Raw genomic sequence first — 21,288 nt, forward strand, 5'->3', positions numbered from 1 at the left:
CAGAAGTGAAACGCCGTAGCGCCGATGGTAGTGTGGGGTCTCCCCATGCGAGAGTAGGACACTGCCAGGCATCAAATTAGTGTGCTGATATGGCTCAGTTGGTAGAGCGCACCCTTGGTAAGGGTGAGGTCCCCAGTTCGACTCTGGGTATCAGCACCACTTTATTTAAAGTGGGTTTAGAAGTTCGGCAAAAAAGAATTAAAAGAATTTGCCTGGCGGCAATAGCGCGGTGGTCCCACCTGACCCCATGCCGAACTCAGAAGTGAAACGCCGTAGCGCCGATGGTAGTGTGGGGTCTCCCCATGCGAGAGTAGGACACTGCCAGGCATCAAATAAAGCAACAAGCCCTACGTGAAAGCGTAGGGCTTTTTGTTTTATCTGCTGTGGGTCGTTCTGCTCGAGCATGGGCATGCGAAAAGCCCGTCGGGAACGGGCTTTAACGCCGCTTGCGGCGGCCCCGAAGGGGTGAGTCTCAGGATGAGACGAATCGTGTAGGACACTGCCAGGCATCAATTAAGCCAGAGGCCATCCGCAAGGATGGCCTTTTTGCTTTTTAGCGTCCAAAAATACGTTCAACCTCCCGTCATCGCCGCGATGAAACATTTTCACCTTTCCGTTGAACACTCGACATTACGGTAAAAAACCGCTATCTTCGGGCATCTAGAAGTCTAAACGTTTAAACGGATGTGTGGGGATTAAGCAATGCCGATTCGTGTTCCTGATGAGTTACCTGCAGTAAGTTTCTTGCGCAATGAGAATGTCTTTGTGATGACATCCTCACGGGCAAAAACACAGGAAATCAGGCCGTTGAAAGTGCTGATCCTTAACCTGATGCCAAAGAAGATCGAGACGGAAAATCAGTTTTTACGTCTGCTTTCTAACTCGTCTTTGCAAATCGATATCCAGTTGCTGCGTATCGACAGCCGCGAGTCAAAGAACACGCCGGCGGAGCATCTGAACAACTTTTACTGTGATTTTGAAGACATCCAGGATCAGAACTTTGATGGTCTGATCGTGACGGGGGCCCCGCTAGGGTTGGTTGATTTCTGCGACGTTGCTTACTGGCCGCAGATTGAACGCGTAATAGATTGGGCCAAGAATCACGTGACCTCCACGCTATTTGTCTGTTGGGCCGTGCAGGCCGCTTTGAATATTCTGTATGGCATCCCGAAGATGACGCGTGAAGTGAAACTCTCTGGCGTTTACCAGCATCAAACCTTGCAGCAGCATGCCTTGCTGACGCGTGGTTTTGATGAGACTTTCCTGGCCCCCCATTCGCGCTATGCGGATTTCCCTACCGAGATTATTCGGCAGTACACGGATCTGGATATCCTGGCCGAGTCGGAGCAAACCGGGGCCTATTTGTTCGCCAGCAAGGATAAACGGCTGGCGTTCGTGACTGGGCACCCAGAGTATGATGCGCTGACGCTCGCCGGTGAGTACTGTCGCGATAACGAAGCAGGTCTCAACCCGGTAGTGCCGCTCAATTACTTCCCCGACGATAACCCCGAACTTACCCCCAAAGCGACGTGGCGCAGCCATGGCCACCTGTTGTTCGCCAACTGGCTTAACTACTACGTTTACCAGATCACACCTTACGATCTGCGTCATATGAACCCGACCCTGGAATAACATTTTTTGCTTTAACCGGCGGCTGAATCGAGGCCGCCGGCACTCCTCTCCCAGCGCTTTTCCCCTTATTTATCTGCCATTCTTACTAAAACTCATTATCTAACAAACACTTGATACAACCATCGACAGGAAATGGAACCGCTTTCCTTACCCTCTGGTATTGTTATTTTTAATAACCAATTGATAATAAAAGGTTAATAAAATATTTAATAATAAAATGGAAATCGTTTTTGATTTTTATTTTTAGTTGAGTATTCTTAGATCCAGCGAGATGAGATCTGACCAGTTGAGGATCATTTTATTCATCCTGATCCGCACTGATTTCTGATGAAGATGTGCCCGCCTGACTTGCAGCTGCGGTGCACAATGATGCGAAGGAGCAAGACAATGACGCAACAGATAGCAGGCACGGAGTTAACGTTTACGCAGGGTTTTACCGCTGCTGAACGGCAGGTGTTGACGGATGACGCGGTCGAATTCCTGGCGGATCTGGTGAGTAACTTTACTCCGCAGCGCAATAAGCTTTTGGCTGCGCGTGCCTGTTGGCAGCAGAAGATCGATCAGGGCGAACTCCCAGACTTTATTTCGGAAACTGATTCCATTCGAAATGGAGAGTGGAAGATCCGCGGCATACCCGAGGATCTGCGCGACCGTCGGGTCGAAATCACCGGGCCGGTTGAACGCAAAATGGTGATCAATGCCTTGAATGCCAATGTGAAGGTGTTTATGGCGGATTTCGAAGATTCACTGGCGCCGAGCTGGGACAAAGTGATCGATGGGCAAATCAACCTGCATGATGCAGTGAATGGCACCATTTCTTACACCAATGAAGCCGGCAAGATTTATCAGTTGAAGCCTAATCCAGCGGTATTGATAGCGCGCGTACGTGGCCTGCATTTGCCGGAGAAACACGTGCAGTGGCAGGGCGAAGCGATCCCTGGCGGTCTGTTCGATTTCGCACTGTATTTCTTCCACAACTACCGTCAATTGCTGGCAAAAGGCAGCGGCCCTTATTTCTACCTGCCGAAAACCCAATCCTGGCAGGAAGCCGCCTGGTGGAGTGAGGTATTCAGCTTTGCCGAGGATCGTTTCTCCCTGCCGCGCGGCACCATCAAGGCCACGGTATTGATCGAAACGCTGCCGGCGGTATTCCAGATGGACGAGATCCTTTACCACCTGCGCGATCATATCGTCGGGTTGAACTGCGGCCGTTGGGATTACATCTTCAGCTATATCAAAACGCTGAAAAACCACGCTGACCGGGTCCTGCCGGATCGCCAGTCGGTCACGATGGACAAGTCGTTCCTCAGTGCTTACTCCCGCTTGCTGATCAAGACCTGCCACAAGCGAGGTGCTTTTGCCATGGGGGGCATGGCCGCGTTTATCCCTAGCAAAGACGCCGAGAAAAATGCCTGGGTATTGAACAAGGTACGGGCGGATAAAGAGCTGGAGGCCAATAACGGCCATGACGGCACCTGGGTGGCGCATCCGGGGTTGGCAGATACCGTCATGGAAGTGTTCAGCAAAGTGCTCGGCGAACGCCGTAATCAGTTGGAAGTCCTGCGTGAAAACGATGCGCCGATCAGCGCCGCGCAACTGCTGGAACCCTGTGATGGCGAACGGACCGAAGCCGGCATGCGCGCCAATATTCGCGTGGCGGTGCAATACATCGAGGCCTGGATCTCCGGCAATGGCTGCGTACCGATTTACGGCCTGATGGAAGATGCGGCGACGGCGGAAATATCCCGTACCTCAATCTGGCAGTGGATCCATCACCAAAAGAGCCTGAGCGATGGCCAGTTGGTCACCAAGGCGCTGTTCCGCCAGATGCTGAAAGAAGAGATGTTGGTGGTACGTGAAGAATTGGGTGAGGCGCGCTTTAACGCTGGCCGTTTCGAAGAAGCTGCGCGCCTGATGGAACGTATCACTACGCAAGACGAATTAATCGATTTTCTGACCTTACCCGGCTATGAGCTTCTGGCCTGAACCTGTTCCTGACCATTAACCCTACATTATTGAAAAGGATAAAAATTATGTCTACCTCTCGTGCTCAACAGATTCAACAACTGGAACAGGAATGGAAATCGGCTCGCTGGGAAGGCATCACGCGCCCATACAGCGCTGAAGACGTGATTAATTTGCGCGGCTCGGTCAATCCGGTCTGCACGCTGGCACAAAACGGTGCCGCCAAGCTGTGGGAACTGCTGCACGGTAAATCACGCAAAGGCTATGTCAACAGCCTGGGTGCGCTGACTGGCGGGCAGGCATTGCAGCAGGCCAAAGCAGGTATTGAGGCGATTTATCTGTCTGGCTGGCAGGTCGCTGCGGATGCCAACACCGCGTCTGCCATGTATCCGGACCAGTCGCTGTACCCGGTTGATTCCGTGCCGGCGGTGGTTAAACGTATCAACAATACTTTCCGCCGTGCCGATCAGATCCAGTGGGCCAATAAAATTGAACCGGGCAGTAAGGGTTACACCGACTACTTCCTGCCGATTGTCGCCGATGCCGAAGCCGGTTTTGGCGGCGTGCTGAATGCCTTTGAGCTGATGAAAGCCATGATTGAGGCCGGCGCTGCCGGGGTGCATTTCGAAGACCAATTGGCGGCGGTGAAAAAGTGCGGCCATATGGGCGGAAAAGTGCTGGTGCCAACTCAGGAAGCGATTCAGAAGCTGGTAGCAGCCCGTTTGGCTGCAGACGTGCTCGGTGTGCCAACGCTGGTCATCGCACGTACCGACGCCGATGCGGCCGATTTGCTGACGTCAGACTGCGATCCATACGACAGCGAGTTTGTCTCCGGCGAACGTACAGCGGAAGGTTTCTTCCGTACCCATGCCGGCATTGAGCAAGCGATCAGCCGTGGCCTGGCGTATTGCCCTTACGCCGACCTGGTGTGGTGCGAAACCTCCACGCCGGATCTGCAGGCAGCCAAGCGTTTCGCTGATGCCATTCACGCCAAATTCCCAGGCAAACTGCTGGCATACAACTGTTCACCGTCGTTCAACTGGAAAAAGAACCTGGACGATCAGACGATTGCCCGCTTCCAGGAGGAACTGTCGGCGATGGGATACAAGTACCAGTTCATCACGCTGGCGGGCATCCACAGCATGTGGTTCAACATGTTTGACCTGGCGCACGCTTATGCACAGGGCGAGGGCATGAAGCACTACGTCGAGAAGGTACAGAAACCGGAATTCGATGCCGTTTCACGCGGTTACACCTTCGCATCGCACCAGCAGGAAGTGGGTACCGGCTATTTCGACAAGGTTACTACCATCATTCAGGGCGGTGCTTCTTCGGTAACGGCGCTGACCGGTTCGACGGAAGAACAGCAGTTCTGAGGCGGCAACGCTGAAAAAACCTAACCCAGAGCCTGCATATGCGGGCTCTATTTTCTGGCGGGAGGTAAGGATGGCGGCGAAACTGGAGCTGTTGATCGCACAGACGATACTGCAGGGTTTTGATGCGCAATATGGCCGCTTCCTTGAGGTGACTGCCGGTGCGCAGCAGCGTTTTGAGCGAGCAGACTGGCCGGCGGTGCAACAGGCGATGAAAAAGCGTATTCACCTGTATGACCATCACGTCGGTTTGGTGGTGGAGCAACTGAAGTGCATCACGGGGCAAAAGTCCTTTGATGCGGATTTCCCCAGCCGGGTGAAGGCGGTGTACACCGACCTGTTGCCGGAGTACCCACGCTTTGAGATCGCCGAAAGCTTCTTCAATTCGGTTTACTGCCGCCTGTTCAAACACCGGGATTTAACGCCGGAAAAGCTGTTTGTTTTCAGCTCCCAGCCCGAGGGACGCTTTCGCGATATCCCGCGTCCGCTGTCGCGCAATTTCACTGCTGGCGGTGATGTATCGGCGATGCTGTACAACCTGTTGACCGATTTACCTCTGCGGCTACCTTGGGAAAACTTGTCGCGTGATATTGATTACATCACGCTGGCGTTGCAACAGAGCTTTAGCGCGCAGCAGCTGGCTGGAGCGACGTTCCAGATTGCCAATGAGCTCTTTTACCGTAACAAGGCTGCCTGGCTGGTCGGTAAGTTGCGGGTGGCGGATACGGTCTATCCTTTCCTGCTGCCGATCCATCACAGCGATTCCGGTGCCTTGTTTATCGATACCTGCCTGACCAGTAAGGCCGAGGCCAGTATCGTCTTCGGTTTCGCACGTTCTTACTTTATGGTTTACGCACCGCTTCCGGCAGCGATGGTCGAGTGGCTGCGAGAAATACTGCCGGGCAAAACCACCGCCGAACTGTATATGGCGATTGGCTGCCAGAAGCACGGTAAAACGGAATGTTACCGTGAATACCTGACGTTTATGGCTGGCTCGCAGGAGCAGTTCATCATCGCGCCGGGGGTGAAAGGCATGGTGATGCTGGTGTTTACCCTGCCGTCGTTCGATCGGGTGTTCAAGGTGATCAAAGACGAGTTCGCACCGCAAAAAGAGGTGACGCAGGCGCAGGTGATGGCCTGTTACCAGTTGGTGAAAGAACACGACCGCGTGGGGCGCATGGCGGATACCCAAGAGTACGAGAATTTTGTCGTCGACAAGGCGCGCCTCAGCCCGGAGCTTTTGGCTGAATTGCAGCGTGAAGTGCCGGACAAGCTGGAGGATCTGGGCGATCGCATCGTGATCAAGCACCTGTATATGGAACGGCGCATGACGCCGCTGAACCTGTATCTGGAGCAGGCCAATGAGCAGCAGATGCGCGACGCTATCGAAGAGTATGGCAATGCGATCAAACAACTGGCCGCCGCCAATATTTTCCCCGGCGACATGCTATTCAAGAACTTCGGCGTGACCCGGCACGGGCGGGTGGTGTTCTACGATTACGATGAAATTTGCTATATGACCGAGGTGAACTTCCGCGATATTCCGCCGCCGCGTTACCCGGAAGATGAACTGGCCAGCGAGCCGTGGTACAGCGTGTCGGCGAACGATGTATTCCCGGAGGAGTTCAGGCATTTTCTGTGTGGCGATCGGCGCATTCGGCAGGTGTTTGAAGAGTTGCACAGTGACCTGTTCGAAGCCGATTACTGGCGCGGGCTGCAGCAGCGCATTCGCGACGGGCATGTGGAGGATGTCTTCGCTTACCGCAAGAAACGGCGTTTTAGCCAGCGCAGCGGGGTGGCACTGCCTGCTACCTCGGCAGCGACGTAAGGGCGCGGCACGCCGCGCCCGATAGCATTAAGCTTTTGCACCCGCAACGGCGGCACGCGCCAATTCGGTGATGCGTGCGTAGTCGCCGCTTTCCAGCGCATCCGCCGGCACCAGCCAGGAGCCGCCGATGCACAGCACGCTTTTCAGCGCCAGATAGTCACGGTAGTTGCTCGGTGAAATACCGCCGGTCGGGCAGAAACGTACCTGCGGGAACGGGCCGCCGATCGCCTGCAGTGCTTTCACGCCGCCGTTGGCTTCCGCCGGGAAGAATTTAAACTCACGCAGCCCATGATCCATGCCCAACATCAGTTCAGACACGGTGCTGATACCCGGAATTAACGGGATTGAACCGGCCGTGGCCGCTTGCAGCAGATCGGCAGTCAGGCCCGGGCTGATGGCGAATTGCGCCCCGGCATCGGTCACTTCCTGCAGCTGCTGCGGGTTGATGACGGTACCGGCGCCGATGATGGCATCAGGCACTTCTTTGGCAATAGCACGGATCGCGTCCATTGCGCAGGCGGTGCGCAGGGTGACTTCCAATACCCGGACGCCACCGGCCACCAGGGCTTTCGCCAGCGGGATCGCGTGTTCCAATTTGTTGATGACGATCACCGGGACTACCGGGCCGGCCATCAGGATCTGCTCTGCGCTGGTTTTCCAATTGTTCATTAAGGGTTCTCTCCAGTTATAGCCGTCGCCTTCGGGCTGCCCGGCCATGCTATCGGTTAAAATTTAATGCAGCAGGCGCCCTGTTCGGCACCGGAAAGCTGGCTGCGTAATGCGCCGAACAGTTCACGGCCGCAGCCGATATGTTCGGCGCTCAGGTCCGGTTGGTAAGGCGCTCGCTGGGCCAGAATGTCGGCATCGACCAGTAATGCCAATTCACCGGTGCGGCCGTTTACGCGGATCACATCGCCGTCCTGCACCTTGGCCAGCATGCCGCCGGTATAGGCTTCCGGGGTCACGTGGATAGCGGAAGGGACCTTGCCGGAGGCGCCTGACAGGCGGCCATCGGTGACCAGCGCGACTTTAAATCCGCGGTCCATCAGCACGCCCAGCGGTGGCATCAGCTTGTGCAGTTCGGGCATGCCATTGGCCTGCGGCCCCTGGAAGCGAACCACCACCACGCAATCGCGATCCAGCTTGCCGGCTTCAAATGCCGGCACGATGTCATGCTGGCTGTCAAATATCACCGCCGGCGCTTCGATAATCTGATTGTCGGCCGGCACCGCCGAGGTTTTCATCACCGCGCGACCGAGGTTGCCTGCCAAAACCTTGGTGCCGCCGTGATGTTCGAAAGGCTCCGCCACGCTGGCGATAACCTGGGTATCGAGCGAGCTTTCCGCGCCCTCGCGCCAGGCCAACTGACCGTTATCCAGCCACGGCTCCTGGGTATAACGCGTCAGGCCAAAACCGGCCACGGTGTGCACGTCTTCGTGCAGCAGGCCGTGCTTTAGCAGTTCGCGCACCACCAGGGCGACGCCGCCAGATGCCTGGAACTGATTGATGTCCGCCGGGCCGTTCGGGTAGATACGGCACAGCAGCGGTACGGCGTCCGACAGTTCGGAGAAGTCGTCCCAGTTGATGATGATGCCGGCGGCGCGCGCCATCGCCACCATATGCATGGTCAGATTGGTGGAGCCGCCGGTGGCCAGCAGCGCAACGATGCCGTTAACCACCACCTTTTCATCCACCAGTTTGCCGATTGGCAGATAGTTGCCGGCGGTTTCGGTCAGGCGAGTGACCTGGCGTGCGGCAGCGTCGGTCAACGCATCGCGCAAAGGGGTGTCCGGGTGAACGAAGGAGGATCCCGGCAGGTGCAACCCCATCACTTCCATTACCATCTGGTTGGTGTTGGCGGTGCCGTAGAAGGTGCAGGTGCCGATGCCGTGATACGAAGCGGCTTCGGCCTCCAACAGCGCCAGTCGATCGGCCTTGCCTTCGGCGTACAGCTGACGCACGCGCACTTTCTCTTTGTTCGGTAAGCCGCTGCTCATCGGGCCGGCAGGAACAAACAGCGACGGCAGATGGCCAAAGGACAGGGCGGACATCACCAGACCCGGCACGATTTTGTCGCAGATGCCGAGGAACAGCGCGCCGTCGAACATATTGTGTGACAGACCGATAGCTGAGGACATGGCGATCACGTCGCGGCTCATCAGCGATAGCTCCATACCATCCTGCCCCTGGGTCACGCCGTCACACATCGCCGGTACGCCACCGGCTACCTGACCGACCGCGCCCACGGCATGCAACGCCTGTTTCAGCCGTTGGGGATAGTTTTCGTAGGGCTGGTGGGCAGACAACATATCGTTATAAGCGGTGATGATGGCGATATCACTGCGCACCATGTTTTTCAGTGCGGTTTTGTCGTCCGGCTGACAGGCGGCAAAACCGTGCGCCAGGTTGCCGCAGGCCAGCTGTGCGCGGTGCACGGTTTGGGAACGCGCCGCTTCAATGCGTGCCAGATAGGCGGCGCGGCTCTGTTTGGAACGGTCGATGATGTGTTGCGTGACACGGGATAGGGTGGGATTAAGCATACCTTCCTCACATGGCTATTGTTATAGACGCCGCCTGTGGCGGTGCCCCCGGTGGAATATTGCAGCCCTGATGTGCAAAGGCCGGGGGCGGTGTTATGTCGTTATCGTGATTTAAAACAGGGTGAAAGCGATCATGCCGATGATGCCACCCACGCTGCCAAGGATGGTTTCCATCACCGTCCAGGTTTTTAGCGTTTGCAGCTCATTGGCGCCGGTAAACTTGCCGAACAGCCAGAAACCGGCATCGTTGACGTGGCTGAGCACGATAGACCCCCCGGCAATACAGATAGCCAGCGCGGCCAGCTGCCCACCGCCGAGCCCCAACTGGCTGGTCACCGGCAGCACCAGGCCAACGGTGGTCAGGCAGGCAACGGTGGCGGAGCCTTGGATCACGCGTACCATAGCGGATAATGCAAAGGCGGCTACGGCGATCGGCAAGCCGGTGCCAATCATGGCGTCACCCAGTGCCGGACCTACGCCGGAATCCACCAGGATTTGTTTGAACACGCCGCCGGCACCGGTCATCAGCAGGATGATCCCGGCGGGCTGCACTGCAGCCGAACAGATGGCCAGCGTTTGTTCGTTGGTCATGCCGCGCGGTTTTGCCAGCCCATAAATCACGATTAGACAGGCGATTAAAATGGCGGTGAACGGATGGCCAATAAACTCCAGCCACTGCTGCAACTGAGAACCTGGCGTGACCAGACGTGCACCAATGGTTTTCATGCCGACCAGCACCAGTGGGCAGAGTACCAGCGCCAGGCTAAAGCCAAATGACGGCAGGTTGCCTTTGTTGAGTGTCGGTTCGTTTTCGTCTGCCGGCATTGGCCAGTTAACGAAGCGGCTAATAAAGCTGCCGTACAATGGGCCTGCAATCAGCATGCCGAGGACGGCGGCGACCAGGCCGATGGCGATCATCCAGCCGAAGTCGGCTTTCATTTGCGCCGCAAGCAGCATTGGGACCGGCCCCGGCAGCAGGAAGGAAGCCGCAGCGGCGACGCCGGCGAACAAGGGAATGGCCAGCTTGACGATATTGCCGTCGGTGCGACGTGCGACGGCAAACACGATGCCGATCAGCAGTACCACCGCCACGTCAAAGAACAGCGGCAGGGCGCAGATCAACCCGGCGATACCGAGCGCGTAATGGGCTTTACTTTGGCCGAAACGTTTCAGCAAATGTGCCGCAATTTGATCGAGTGCGCCGACCTCATGCAGTATCTTGCCGAACATGGCGCCCAGCGCCACGACGATCGCCAGGAAACCCAGCGTATCGCCCATGCCTTTTTGCATGGTATCGGCGATGCGGTCCAACGGCATGCCGGAAAAAATACCGGCAGCGATAGACACCAACATTAACGCGACGAAGGCATGCATGCGTGCCTTCATCACCAGAAACAGCAGTAATAGAACCGAGCCGACTGCGGTACCGACCAGCGTTACAGTATTCACGCGCACACGTCCTGTGGCAGGAAACTCTGGATATGTCGTACGGTATCGGCGATGACGGCTTCCAGCGGCTGGTTGATATCTACGGACATAACGTCGCTTTCGTCCGCGCCCGGTTGCTCCAGCGCCGCGAACTGCGTTACCAACATCTGTGGCTTGAAGAAGTGGCCGTTACGCGCAGCCAGGCGGGCTTCGATCACCGGAAAATCGCCGTGCAGGTAGATGAACGACAGGTTGCCGTTACCGGCGCGCAGGCGATCGCGGTAGTGCTTTTTCAGCGCCGAACAGACAATGACCGAAACAGTATTGGTGCGTTGCATCGCAAAGGCAGCATCGTTGAGGGCGGCCAGCCATGGGGCGCGATCGTCATCGTTCAGCGGTTCACCGGCGGCCATTTTCAGGATATTGCTGCGCGGGTGCAGAAAGTCACCGTCAAGGAACCCGGCAGACAGTTGGCGGGCCGCTGCGGCGGCCACGGCAGACTTGCCGCTGCCGGAAACGCCCATAATGACGTAAATACGGTTTTGATTATTGGTCATGGCTTAGCTCCAAAACGACAAGTGGCGTTACCTTGCATTATTTGTTACCGGTAACATGTTATCGGTAACATTGTCGAAGGAAGTTTCGCCGGTTGCAATCGGCTTCCGTTGGCAAAGTCATTATTTGTGATCGGCTTCAACTATTTCAGGCTGTCATCCAGACATGAAACCTCGTTGAAGTTGAGCAGTGAGCATGCGTCACGATGGGGATAATCGTCATGGAGAAAGGCTTGCGCAGCGACACTCTCTGCGCAAACCTGGGCATTTTTACGATGATGATTTTCGTCTGATGCGCCGGGTAATCAGCGCTGACGTTTATTTACTGCCTTGTTTTTGCGCTAACAGACGATCGACTTCCAGCTTGGCTTCGCGGAATTGTTTTTGATATTCGGGGCTGGCCTGGAGGCGAGCGAAAGCGCCGGCAGCAAGGAAACGACCCGCGTTGACATCACTTTCCCAATGTACGCCGCAGATCAGGCGACTACGACCAAACTCATAGCCTTTTTTCATTAACGGGGTTGCCAGTTGTGGCTCCATGGCGGTTAACGTCATGGCCCACATCATCCCGGTGACGGCATGACCGGAGGGATAAGAGCCGCCGTCGTTACTTAACGCGCTATGTTCTTTGGGCGTGCAACTGTCGATACGTAATGCCGAGTAGGGCCGAATCCGGCTAAACGCTTTTTTGGTGTCATTGGAGGCGTAACCTGCATCGGTAAAAACACGGCTGAGGAGCAGGTGCAAATGAGGCGTATTTTTACGTGAAATAGTGATGCCCAGCGCCGGTGAAAATGCGCTGCCAATATGGTTGAAGGAGAGTTTGGCATCTTCGATCGCCAACTGGCCGCGTGGCGTATCGCGCAGCTGTCGTAATTCATGGAACGTTTCAATATCGCTTTTTGCTGCTGCGGAATGCTCTTTTGGCGGCGGCGGCAGAATTTTTGCGCCGTCAGGATAATCTGCCGGTGTCAGATAACCATTAATCCAACCTTTGATATAAGGGGAAAAACCCACGTTCGGGTAACCGATATCGCTATAATCGGTGCGCCAGGTTTCAGCAGGATCGTTATTGGGTGCGGTATCGTTGTTTGCGTGGGCCGCCGATAAAAATGCCGTAGAACCCAACAGTAATGCTAATACTGCAAAGCACTTTGAGCGGGTTGTGTTTTGATTATTCTCTATTTTCATTATTATTTCCCTGTGTTTTTATTGCGACTTTAGTCAGACATTCCGTTTAAAACATTCGGTTAATTAACGACGAACAACCCTAAAAAATACAAAATGTTCAGTAAAATACCGCATATTATGGTCGCCACTACCGGGGCGGCAATTTTCAATATAGGACGCCCCAGCGCTTCATTAAGGAAGTACAGGGCAGCGGTGATGCTAAAGCCGGTATAGCCCGCCATCTTGATAGAGGCGAAAATAGCGCCGATCAGCAAAGCAAATTCCATCAGCATGTTCATCGCATTGCGGATACTGTCTGAGGCATTACGAACCGAGGGATAGTTGCTTAACCAACGGCCGATAGTCCGCAACAACAGCACTTCCAACGTGATGGTCAGGGCACCTAAAATGGCCGCTAACCAGGGCGAGGGGGCCAGATAACCGACGGTAAAGACGAAGGTAAAACCGGCGACGGCGTACACCCCAGTGGCTAGCGCGGTGGTGGCGATGAGCGGAATAAAGCCCAAACCACGCATAAACTCAGCCAGCGCAGCTTGATTGACCAACGCAGCGGATTCTTCCGGAGATACGCCGGGGGCCCAGGCTTTTGCCAGCGTATAGATCGAAACCTCAGACCCTCCAAACAGCTTAAGGCTGGCAACCGTCGAGATTAGCGCACCGGTAATGGCGAGCAGCGGCAGATTCTTGATAATGCGAGAGGTTCTCTCCTCGAAAACAGAGGTGCCATGGTTTACTTCATGATGCTTGCGCTGTGAGATATCACGAAATATCGCAATCCCCAGCAGCATCACCATACCGACGAATATCTCAATCGACTCTGGAAAGAGTGAAGGATAAAAGCGCACGACAATGACGCGCGACATCAGTACGGCGACGGCGGCCAGCAGGCTATGGCGCCAGCCGAATTGATAGAAAATAGCCACCAGTGGGAACAGCGCGAAGGCCGAAATCACCGGGCTGGAAAGCTCGCCCAGTGAACCGAGGATATCCACGGGAAGCGCGGTCAGCAGGGTATTGATCGGCACCAAACTGGTTAGCACCAATGCTCCCCAGGCCATGCCCAAAGCGAAAGCCAGGTAGCTGTTAAAGGCCAGTACGCCGATGATGTCGGTGGGTAAAAACAGCAACCAACTGTTCAACAGCCCGGTTGAGAGGGTAAAGGAGATCCCGACGGATGCGACGAAGCCGATGCTCAAACCAAATGCAATGCTGCCGGCTTCACGGCGATTCATATTCCCTTCGACCAATTGCGGCAGAATCGGACGAATACCGTCGTGAAATACGGCAACGGAACGATGAGAAAGCAGCGAGGTCATTCCCGTTAGCAAAGCGACAATAACAATATGCAAATACTGCTCCATGGATACCCCCTTAATTCAAATGACCCATCAGCATCGGGATGGCATGTTCAACATGTTCCACCGAAAGGCCAAAGGCCACTTTGCCTTCGTTGACCCATTTTATTATTTGTTCTTCTTTTGCCTGTATTCCCGGTTTGGCAATGGTGCAGCAGCGGTTATAACCGATAATCGCAATAGCGATGGATAACGCTGCACCGGCGCCGGTATTACAGGCGCCAATAAAGTAATCCAGTTCGCCACTTTTGACTTTACTGGCCGCTTCCATGTCATTTTGAATAAAGCACTCAAATTTACCGGGGGCGGCTGATTCGATAGCTTGTTTAATTTGCTCGCGTTGTAAACCTGCAATACCGATCTTTTTCATTATTCTTGTCCTCTGAAGAAAGTGTTTGGATTGGTGCACAGCATATGGTCAATATCTTGTTGTGGTATCCCAGCTTGCAGCAGCATGGGGACGAATCTATCAATGAGATAACTGAATCCCAGACCGCCATTTGCGGCCAGGTGGGAACGTCGGGTGATATCCATGGAAAGCATTACCTGGCTCAATAGTCCGCGTTGAGAAAGTGCCAGCAATGTCGCCACGCGCTTTTCGTCCGGGTAGTAATCGTTTTTGCCGATAGTGTCGAATTGAATAAAAGCGCCGGTTTCAGTAATCCTCAGCAAGGTGTCCAACTGATCGCGTAAATCGCAGTGGCCAATAACAATACGTTCGGCGGATACACCATGGCGCATTAATAGCTGCAACTGCTCCAATCCCATGGTGCTGAAACTGGTATGCGTAGAGATGGGTTTTCCGGTGGCTAAATGTGCCAGGGCAGCAGCATGGAATACTTTCTCTTCCGTTGGGGTAATGGTGCCTTCGCTGCTGCCAATTTCTGCAATTACGCTGGCGCGCAGCGTTGTGCCGTCAATGCCGTGCTCAATCTCGTCGATCATTTCTTGCGCCAACTGCTGCGCGCTGCGCTGAGCAACATGTGGCGGATAGAAATCCTGTTGGTAGTAACCGGTTGATGCCAGGATGTTTATGCCGGTTTCTTGCATCAAATCCAGCATAAATTGAGGATTACGCCCCATATAGCGGTTCGTGACCTCAACCAGGTTCAATACGCCTTTATTGACCAGCGTTTTCATTTCATCCACGAGGAGTGCGTAACAATCCAATCGGCAATCAATATTCTGTTTGAACGGCGACAGATCAATATGCAGATGTTCGTGTGCATAGGTATAGCCACGTCGATCAAATTGCGATGAAGGATTCATGGTTGTCCCTTATTCATTTGCGGGAAGAACGAATGGCCGTTTTGAGGTGCCGGAGCGCCAAATGCGTCGCAGACCGTAGCCCCGACATCAGCCAGGGTTGAGCGTTCGCCCAAATAGACGCCTTGAACGCCGGGGCGCCAGAAGAGTAATGGCACTTTTTCTCGGGTATGGCGCGAGTGACCAATCGTCGGGTCATTTCCATGGTCGGCCATCACCACCAGGGCGTCGTCTTGACCGAGTCGAGCCAGTAATTGCGCCAGGTAACCGTCAACGACTTGTAATCGCTCAGCGTAGCGATCGCTGTTTTCGGCATGGCCGGCCAGATCTGTTTCCTGGATATTGGTGCAGATAAAGGCCTGTCCCGGCAGTTCGACCGCCTGCAAGGTCAATTGCATGATCTCTTCCGAATCTGAAATGCCCTGATAATTTGTTCCGTGAGGATTGATGACGATATCTGCGACTTTGCCGATTAACACCGTGGGCACGCCTGATGAGTGCAAACTGGCGGCGGTTTGCTGGCTTGCATCGACGCCATAACCGAGATGGACAACGGTAAAGCCATGGTCATAGACGCCTGACTTGGGGGCATTGATCCCGACATAGCGCTTTGCGCGGGTTTCGGCGGCATTGTGCAAAGCGGCATTACTGCCAATGTTGCCGCCAAAGACAATCACCCGGCCGACGTGAACCTGGCTGCGAACGATGTCACCAATGGTGCGAACGGTGGCGAAATCAATGGCATCCAAATTGGCAGTCACATTATAAACCTGGCCGGGATCGGTCTCGAGGTTATCGCCGATGGCGACGCATCCGTTAATTCGCAGGTAGCATAAACCATCCTCGACCGCGACACGTTCAACCTGGTACCCGGCCTTATTGAGCGCCGAAGCCACCTGTTCCCTGACCTGAGAAAAGGGCATCAATAACGGGATGTCAGGGCGAGTGCCCATGATTTCCTGATGCCCCATAAAGGAGTCGGCCCCCTGATGCTGCAAATTTGCGTTGCCGTAGTTTGCCGCCGGATTGGGGTGCATGACATTGTCTGGCTGATATCCCAAAGCGTTAATCAGGCCCAGCTTCTCTAATGTCGGCAGCCGTAGCAGGCCGTATTTTTGCAAGATGTGGCCGCAGGTATTGGCCCCAATATCAAGAGGGCGCTGGTGGGCGACATCGTCCATGGCGCCGATACCGAAGCCATCTAAAACAATAACCACAAATTTTTTCACCGGGCATCTCCTGAATGGCTGAGTCTGTTACCTTGGCTGTCGAATACCCCGGCAAGCTGCGGGGCACCCCGCGAAATACCGCACACCATGGCGACGTCGCTGCGGGTAACGAAAATTTGTGTGCGAAAACACATGATGACTACGCTACCAATAGGGAAGGTCCCGCGTAGCCCCAGGTAATAATCAATACTGTGGTCCTCCGGCGGCACCACTTCGGTTTGGCTCATCTGACCATCAGGGGTGAACACCAGCGCGTGTTGGACGTGGCTGCGGCGATAGTGCCCGCCGCCATAACAAAAACTGAGCTCTTTATAATGATGAGATATTTCAGTCAGATATAGCATTGCCAGGCGTTCTGGCTCAGTACCAAAAACGTTCGCCGGGAAGGTTCCTGTGAATGCGTGCCCCGGCTCAATGTGGGTCACGCCAAGCTGTGCGAGCATCGGCAACGACGAGCAGCTATTGGCGGAGGGGGCATTGATTTGGCATATCTGGAAGCCGGCCTGACGCAGGCGAGCCACAGCTTCAATCAGGGTGGCAAAGTTGGGGGTTGTCTGTGGGATATCGCCGGCCTTGTGGCTAAGCAGGCAAGGGAAATGGGTGACGCCGACCACCTGTACATGCCCCAGCTGTGCTATTTGTCTGGCGGCGGCCACGACATCATCAAGCAGAAAGCCGCCCTCTTGCCCAGGGTAGAGGAGGTCGCCTTCCTGATAGACTTTCAGCAATAAAGATTGCGTGATGCCTATTTTTTTTGCCTGTTCAGCGACGCTGCGGGCTTTTTCAACCGAAAAGACGGTGATCGCTTCTGGCCGCTGCTTCAGAATGGCGGCGATCTCACCGTCAGGGATCTGGACAAGATGCCCTGCGTGGCACAAGGGAACGCGATGCTGCATTAGCTGCTGCGCTTCTTTGAAATCGACAGCGGCGGCGCCCGGAAAACCCTGATTGATAATGCGTTGGCATAACCAAGGGTTACGGCCAAATTGTTTGCTCATGACATAAGGCGTCAGGTGATGCTGCTGAGCGATTTGCAATATGTGTCGGGCGTTTTCCTCTACGGTATCAACATCGATCACGTAGCTATCCGGGCGAAGGATTCTCTGTTGCCACAGTGATACGGCAGTGCCGATCAGCGCAGGATTCTGACGTTGTAATGCAGTAATAAACATCGTTCCCTTTACTCCTGGTTTGTCATCCTTGTGGAAAATATTCATTTATTTGAATATTTAAGAGAAATTATTCATGGCGATTATGCTTTGCTCAAGCTGTACCAATTGACCAGCAGGTAGCCTTCTTCATCGGGGTGGAGTTCGAGGGTAAAGTTTTTCATCAGGGCATTATTGAGCTCGCGCAACACTTCCAATTTCCCTGCTTCCGCTATTTCCGCCAATATTTCGTTGTCCAACGGTGAGACGGTTTGCTGCTGCCGGCAACGCATTAGTGCATTGGCCATGTGTGCGATCGCCAACCAGCCTTGCTCTGCGGGTAAGGGGCATTGGCAATGCTGTTGCAGTTGTTCGACGACGGCCAGCATTCCCTGATAAATGTCTTCATCAATCACTTTGGCTTGTCGCAGCGTGTTCAGGCCCTGGCGTATCATTTTATATCCTCATTTTTTTGAATATATAAATGAAATGGTAAGTGAGCGCATAACGGACGACAACGGGGAAGCGATTATTACTTGAACAAGATCACAAATTATAATGAGGCGCCATACCCGACGCCTGCCAATCTCATACCGGATTTACTGGTCATAAGGCGTACTGTAGCCGCCAAAATCATAGACATACTGCAATATGGCCGTTTTGTTCTCATCAGCATGATTTTCATGCTTGACCAACAGGGCGACAACGCCTTCCGCCCCACGTAAATGAGCGCCGGCCAGTAAGCCGGATAAAGTGAGGGTTACCTCATCAGGACGGCCACCGGGTGGGGCTAATTTGGGCTGGCATTCACTCCAGCGTAGCGTACTCCCCAGATAATCATTCAGGGTTTTGCCATGGTCGGCTAACTGCAAAACAATATTTTGGTATTTATTGTCGAAATGGTCGAGGGCAATAAATTCTTGCTTATCCGGATCGATAACATCGGCGAAAGAATTGATGCCATGTTTGCCGGTAAATGTCCCCTTCCAGGTATTCACGTCGGTAACATGGATTTTCCCGTCCGGAAGATCCATTATTTTTTCTCGCACTCCATTGGACCAATTGCTGACGTCGACATCTGAATAGTACATGGGGAGCTGTTCATTATCATAATGGGAGTAATAACCAAGATCCCAAAGGTCATGCTCACTGAATTGATAACCGACAAAACCCAGATAATTCATCACAGCATACTGCATCTGGCGAAACATCTCAGGATCGCTGGAGCCACGCGTATAGAGTTTATCAATGCCAAGCTTAATGAAATAGCCTTTTATTGACGTGGTGCTGTGCAGGGGAACGCCATTTTTATCGCGAATTACGCGACCTGGATACTCAACTTGTTGATAGGTTACTGCTTTGTCATCTTCGTAATGCTTGTCATAATAGTCGGCATCTTTAGGATCAATAGAGCATTCAAAGGTTCTTATTGCCGTTAGAAAATCAGTGTAGTCACCGTGATTATATTTATCTTCGCGTTTCATTTTCACATTCCTTATCTCTATTCCTGACACATTGGATATGATTCCGGAACAAACTAACGCGGTTATTTTATACCTCTTTAAAGGCATTAATATGGCATGAAGGGTTTTATTATCGGAAAACTGTAAATAACGGCTGGCATTAATTATATACAAAGCCTAATCAGTAAAAAGGTTCTTCCTTTCCCGAAACGACATTTTTCTGGTGTTGCAGCAGTTGCTTCTTGTCAACCTGACGTGCCACAAGACGCTGAATGAGAGCGTCATCGCTGCGAATAAGCAGCACGGCTTCAGAGGCTTGAATATAGGAAGGGTGACCTTGCAAGGGGATCGCGCCCAGGGTGTCACTGGCAAAGTTCTGCACCAGGTTCCAGATAGCTGAATCAATATTGCCTTTTTCTATTTGGTTTAAACAGTCGTGATAAGGCGTATCGACATATTCGATCTCTTGCCCCTGGAAATAGAGTTCGGACAATTGACGTTGATCTGGCGAGCGAGGATCCAGGCCCACACGACGGATGCTGTTTTCTTCGCCACGGCGGTAAACCATCTGGTGGCCTGAAACATAGGATCCCGCGCCTAACTCCAGCGCAATACGGGCTTTGCCCTCCTGTAAGACCTGTCTGGCGGCCAGATGGGATACGACGGCCATATCGTAGATACCATCCAGCAGGCATTCGATACGTACGCTGGCTCCGCGCATATGCGCGTAGTAAAGCGGTATTTGCCCAAACTGTATTTTCAGACCGCTGGCTAAGCCCTCATAAAGTTTGGTGTAGGGCAGTGGCATCGCACAAACAATATTGCCAATATCGGCCTGGGTAAGGAGCGCCTGATAGTTTAACTGTTTTAATTGCGTCCCGTTGCGGCCGCGCCGTTCCAACTGAATGCAGCCACTGCTTTCCAGCGATTTAAGTGCGTTTTGCACAATGCCGACGGAAAGGCCAAAACTTTCAGAGAGTTCATCGATAGTGCGTAACCGGTTCATCGGCTTCTCATCCAGCAAATATCTGGCGAGTTGGATAAGCGCAATACCTTCTTTCTTAATGAATTTATCTCTCATTGGCGGCTCGTTGGGGGCGATAAAACGTCTAATATTCGATTATTTGAAGGTTTAATGCAACGGCATTGCTCCACTTTAACGTACGCCACCGTATTCCAGGCTGATCTCTTTTGCGGCATGGATCACCAAGGCGCCCAGCTCAATCACGCGGTTGTCGGTGATGCGCGATACGGGGCCGGAAATCGAAATGGCAGCGAAGGCTTCGCGGTGCTCGTCAAAAATGCAGGCCGCCACGCAGCGCAGACCCAGCGCATGCTCTTCATCGTCAAACGAGAAACCCTGCTTGCGGATCTGCGCCAGCCCTTCCTTCAGGTTGTGCGGCGTTAGCGTATGCTGGGTATAGGTTTGCATGCCCTTTTTATGCAGCAATTTGGTGACCTGATCGTCCGGCAGGGTGGACAGAAAGGCTTTACCGGCACCGGAGGCGTGCATCGGCAGTTTGCCGCCGATGGGCGCAGACATGCGCATCAGCGCGGTGCATTGCACCTGGTCGATAATAATCGCCTGGTACTCGCTGGTATCCAGCACCGCCAGGTTAACCGTTTCGCCAGACTCTTCCATCAGGCGACGCAGCGTGGGGTGCACCATCGCCAACAGATTACGGCTTTGCAGAAAACTGCTGCCCACCACAAAGGCGTGTGAACCTATAGTCCACAGACCCAGATCGCCGACCTGACGCACGAACCCTTGCTGTTGCATGGTGGAAAGCAGACGGTGAGTGGTGGAGTTCGGTAACCCCGCCTGTTGGGCCAGGTCGGTCAGCGCCACGTTGCCCTGGGCTTCGGCAATGTATTCCAATAATTTCAGGCCACGGGTCAGCGACTGTACCTGACCGGTTGCCGCACTGGCGCTTGGAGATGCAGCGCGGGGCTTCTTGCCACGTTTGGCGGGAACGGGGGTGACCATGATTCACATTCCTTTTTCCGTATGATGGAATTCATTTTCGTTTTTTACGTGTGAAATGCAAGCCGTCAATCAGCTCATCGGATGTGTTGCCAGACAACCTGAAAAACTCTCAATAACCGCTCGCCCCTTTAGCGGCACAACCTGTGCTAGGATGACCGATACCCGTCGTCTTTCAAGCCGCAGCGTTGTTGCCTGCACGTGTTCACCCCAGTCACTTACTTTAGTAAGCTCCTGAGGATGAACAGGCTGGGCGCCTAGCCGCAACTTGAAATCCCTAGGGTATGGGTGATGGTGACATAGTGACCCGATAATTTTACATAGGGGTCAAT

The 21,288-nt window shown here is 53.9% G+C and carries 18 protein-coding genes, 1 tRNA gene and 1 rRNA gene; 6 read left to right on the forward strand and 14 right to left on the reverse strand.

Going from position 1 to position 21,288, the window contains the following annotated elements; all coding sequences use genetic code 11:
- Positions 1-83 precede the first annotated feature (83 nt).
- The 6 genes from AC1RKG_RS11040 (at position 84) to aceK (ending at position 6,798) form a co-directional block, all read left to right on the forward strand.
- Positions 84-159, forward strand: a tRNA-Thr gene (locus AC1RKG_RS11040).
- 52 nt (positions 160-211) lie between these two features.
- Positions 212-327, forward strand: a 5S ribosomal RNA gene (gene rrf / locus AC1RKG_RS11045).
- Between the two features lie 375 nt (positions 328-702).
- Positions 703-1,632 (forward strand): homoserine O-acetyltransferase MetA, encoded by a 930-nt coding sequence (gene metA, locus AC1RKG_RS11050; protein WP_041415044.1) that lies wholly within the window; start codon positions 703-705, stop codon positions 1,630-1,632.
- A 387-nt stretch (positions 1,633-2,019) separates the two neighbouring features.
- A complete protein-coding gene (gene aceB / locus AC1RKG_RS11055) occupies positions 2,020-3,618 on the forward strand; it encodes a malate synthase A (protein WP_129941604.1) in 1,599 nt (532 codons plus the stop codon).
- Positions 3,619-3,665: 47 nt separating this feature from the next.
- A complete protein-coding gene (gene aceA, locus AC1RKG_RS11060; RefSeq protein ID WP_020837214.1) occupies positions 3,666-4,973 on the forward strand; it encodes an isocitrate lyase in 1,308 nt (435 codons plus the stop codon).
- Between the two features lie 70 nt (positions 4,974-5,043).
- A complete protein-coding gene (gene aceK / locus AC1RKG_RS11065) occupies positions 5,044-6,798 on the forward strand; it encodes a bifunctional isocitrate dehydrogenase kinase/phosphatase (RefSeq protein WP_020837213.1) in 1,755 nt (584 codons plus the stop codon).
- 27 nt (positions 6,799-6,825) lie between these two features.
- Here the strand turns inward: aceK and AC1RKG_RS11070 are convergent, their stop codons facing one another.
- The 14 genes from AC1RKG_RS11070 to iclR all read right to left on the reverse strand — a co-directional run bounded on the left by AC1RKG_RS11070 (position 6,826) and on the right by iclR (position 20,959).
- A complete protein-coding gene (locus AC1RKG_RS11070; protein ID WP_046372506.1) occupies positions 6,826-7,467 on the reverse strand; it encodes a bifunctional 4-hydroxy-2-oxoglutarate aldolase/2-dehydro-3-deoxy-phosphogluconate aldolase in 642 nt (213 codons plus the stop codon).
- 56 nt (positions 7,468-7,523) lie between these two features.
- Positions 7,524-9,338, reverse strand: a complete 1,815-nt coding sequence (gene edd / locus AC1RKG_RS11075) for a phosphogluconate dehydratase (RefSeq protein WP_493183029.1) — start codon at positions 9,336-9,338, stop codon at positions 7,524-7,526.
- Between the two features lie 111 nt (positions 9,339-9,449).
- On the reverse strand, positions 9,450-10,787 hold the full coding sequence (gene gntU, locus AC1RKG_RS11080; RefSeq protein ID WP_020837210.1) for a gluconate transporter: 1,338 nt from the start codon (positions 10,785-10,787) through the stop codon (positions 9,450-9,452).
- The gene (gene gntK / locus AC1RKG_RS11085) at positions 10,784-11,323 is read right to left on the reverse strand and encodes a gluconokinase (RefSeq protein WP_020837209.1); all 540 of its coding nucleotides are present in this window, start codon (positions 11,321-11,323) and stop codon (positions 10,784-10,786) included. Before gntK ends, gntU begins: the two co-directional genes overlap by 4 nt.
- Before the next feature lie 315 nt (positions 11,324-11,638).
- A complete protein-coding gene (locus tag AC1RKG_RS11090) occupies positions 11,639-12,511 on the reverse strand; it encodes an acid phosphatase (RefSeq protein ID WP_020837208.1) in 873 nt (290 codons plus the stop codon).
- A 59-nt stretch (positions 12,512-12,570) separates the two neighbouring features.
- Positions 12,571-13,872, reverse strand: a complete 1,302-nt coding sequence (locus AC1RKG_RS11095; protein WP_493183031.1) for a YhfT family protein — start codon at positions 13,870-13,872, stop codon at positions 12,571-12,573.
- Between the two features lie 10 nt (positions 13,873-13,882).
- Positions 13,883-14,236, reverse strand: a complete 354-nt coding sequence (locus tag AC1RKG_RS11100) for a DUF2620 domain-containing protein (protein ID WP_020837206.1) — start codon at positions 14,234-14,236, stop codon at positions 13,883-13,885.
- Complete coding sequence (locus AC1RKG_RS11105) at positions 14,236-15,135, reverse strand: phosphotriesterase-related protein (protein ID WP_130015880.1); 900 nt, start codon at positions 15,133-15,135, stop codon at positions 14,236-14,238. Before AC1RKG_RS11105 ends, AC1RKG_RS11100 begins: the two co-directional genes overlap by 1 nt.
- The gene (locus AC1RKG_RS11110) at positions 15,132-16,361 is read right to left on the reverse strand and encodes a phosphopentomutase (RefSeq protein WP_493183033.1); all 1,230 of its coding nucleotides are present in this window, start codon (positions 16,359-16,361) and stop codon (positions 15,132-15,134) included. The genes AC1RKG_RS11105 and AC1RKG_RS11110 overlap by 4 nt, the downstream gene beginning before the upstream one ends.
- Positions 16,358-17,533 (reverse strand): YhfX family PLP-dependent enzyme, encoded by a 1,176-nt coding sequence (locus AC1RKG_RS11115; protein WP_020837203.1) that lies wholly within the window; start codon positions 17,531-17,533, stop codon positions 16,358-16,360. Before AC1RKG_RS11115 ends, AC1RKG_RS11110 begins: the two co-directional genes overlap by 4 nt.
- Before the next feature lie 80 nt (positions 17,534-17,613).
- Positions 17,614-17,964, reverse strand: a complete 351-nt coding sequence (locus tag AC1RKG_RS11120) for a hypothetical protein (RefSeq protein ID WP_493183036.1) — start codon at positions 17,962-17,964, stop codon at positions 17,614-17,616.
- A gap of 144 nt (positions 17,965-18,108) precedes the next feature.
- A complete protein-coding gene (locus AC1RKG_RS11125; RefSeq protein ID WP_020837201.1) occupies positions 18,109-18,993 on the reverse strand; it encodes a hypothetical protein in 885 nt (294 codons plus the stop codon).
- Between the two features lie 160 nt (positions 18,994-19,153).
- Positions 19,154-20,053, reverse strand: coding sequence for a GntR family transcriptional regulator YhfZ (yhfZ, locus tag AC1RKG_RS11130; RefSeq protein WP_142816277.1), 900 nt, complete (start codon positions 20,051-20,053; stop codon positions 19,154-19,156).
- Between the two features lie 75 nt (positions 20,054-20,128).
- A complete protein-coding gene (gene iclR / locus AC1RKG_RS11135) occupies positions 20,129-20,959 on the reverse strand; it encodes a glyoxylate bypass operon transcriptional repressor IclR (RefSeq protein ID WP_020837199.1) in 831 nt (276 codons plus the stop codon).
- Between the last annotated feature and the right edge of the window lie 329 nt (positions 20,960-21,288).

The sequence above is a fragment of the Serratia sp. GW822-FHT06D09 genome, from assembly GCF_058799515.1.

What these genes read in the sequence shown, in the direction of transcription:
- aceB (WP_129941604.1), top strand. Translation starts at nt 2,020, where the DNA reads ATGACGCAACAGATAGCAGGCACGGAGTTAACGTTTACGCAGGGTTTT.
- metA (WP_041415044.1), top strand. Translation starts at nt 703, where the DNA reads ATGCCGATTCGTGTTCCTGATGAGTTACCTGCAGTAAGTTTCTTGCGC.
- yhfZ (WP_142816277.1), bottom strand. Translation starts at nt 20,053, where the DNA reads ATGAGAGATAAATTCATTAAGAAAGAAGGTATTGCGCTTATCCAACTC.
- AC1RKG_RS11115 (WP_020837203.1), bottom strand. Translation starts at nt 17,533, where the DNA reads ATGTTTATTACTGCATTACAACGTCAGAATCCTGCGCTGATCGGCACT.
- aceA (WP_020837214.1), top strand. Translation starts at nt 3,666, where the DNA reads ATGTCTACCTCTCGTGCTCAACAGATTCAACAACTGGAACAGGAATGG.
- AC1RKG_RS11090 (WP_020837208.1), bottom strand. Translation starts at nt 12,511, where the DNA reads ATGAAAATAGAGAATAATCAAAACACAACCCGCTCAAAGTGCTTTGCA.
- iclR (WP_020837199.1), bottom strand. Translation starts at nt 20,959, where the DNA reads ATGGTCACCCCCGTTCCCGCCAAACGTGGCAAGAAGCCCCGCGCTGCA.
- AC1RKG_RS11105 (WP_130015880.1), bottom strand. Translation starts at nt 15,135, where the DNA reads ATGAATCCTTCATCGCAATTTGATCGACGTGGCTATACCTATGCACAC.
- AC1RKG_RS11125 (WP_020837201.1), bottom strand. Translation starts at nt 18,993, where the DNA reads ATGAAACGCGAAGATAAATATAATCACGGTGACTACACTGATTTTCTA.
- AC1RKG_RS11120 (WP_493183036.1), bottom strand. Translation starts at nt 17,964, where the DNA reads ATGATACGCCAGGGCCTGAACACGCTGCGACAAGCCAAAGTGATTGAT.
- AC1RKG_RS11070 (WP_046372506.1), bottom strand. Translation starts at nt 7,467, where the DNA reads ATGAACAATTGGAAAACCAGCGCAGAGCAGATCCTGATGGCCGGCCCG.
- AC1RKG_RS11100 (WP_020837206.1), bottom strand. Translation starts at nt 14,236, where the DNA reads ATGAAAAAGATCGGTATTGCAGGTTTACAACGCGAGCAAATTAAACAA.
- gntK (WP_020837209.1), bottom strand. Translation starts at nt 11,323, where the DNA reads ATGACCAATAATCAAAACCGTATTTACGTCATTATGGGCGTTTCCGGC.
- aceK (WP_020837213.1), top strand. Translation starts at nt 5,044, where the DNA reads ATGGCGGCGAAACTGGAGCTGTTGATCGCACAGACGATACTGCAGGGT.
- AC1RKG_RS11095 (WP_493183031.1), bottom strand. Translation starts at nt 13,872, where the DNA reads ATGGAGCAGTATTTGCATATTGTTATTGTCGCTTTGCTAACGGGAATG.
- edd (WP_493183029.1), bottom strand. Translation starts at nt 9,338, where the DNA reads ATGCTTAATCCCACCCTATCCCGTGTCACGCAACACATCATCGACCGT.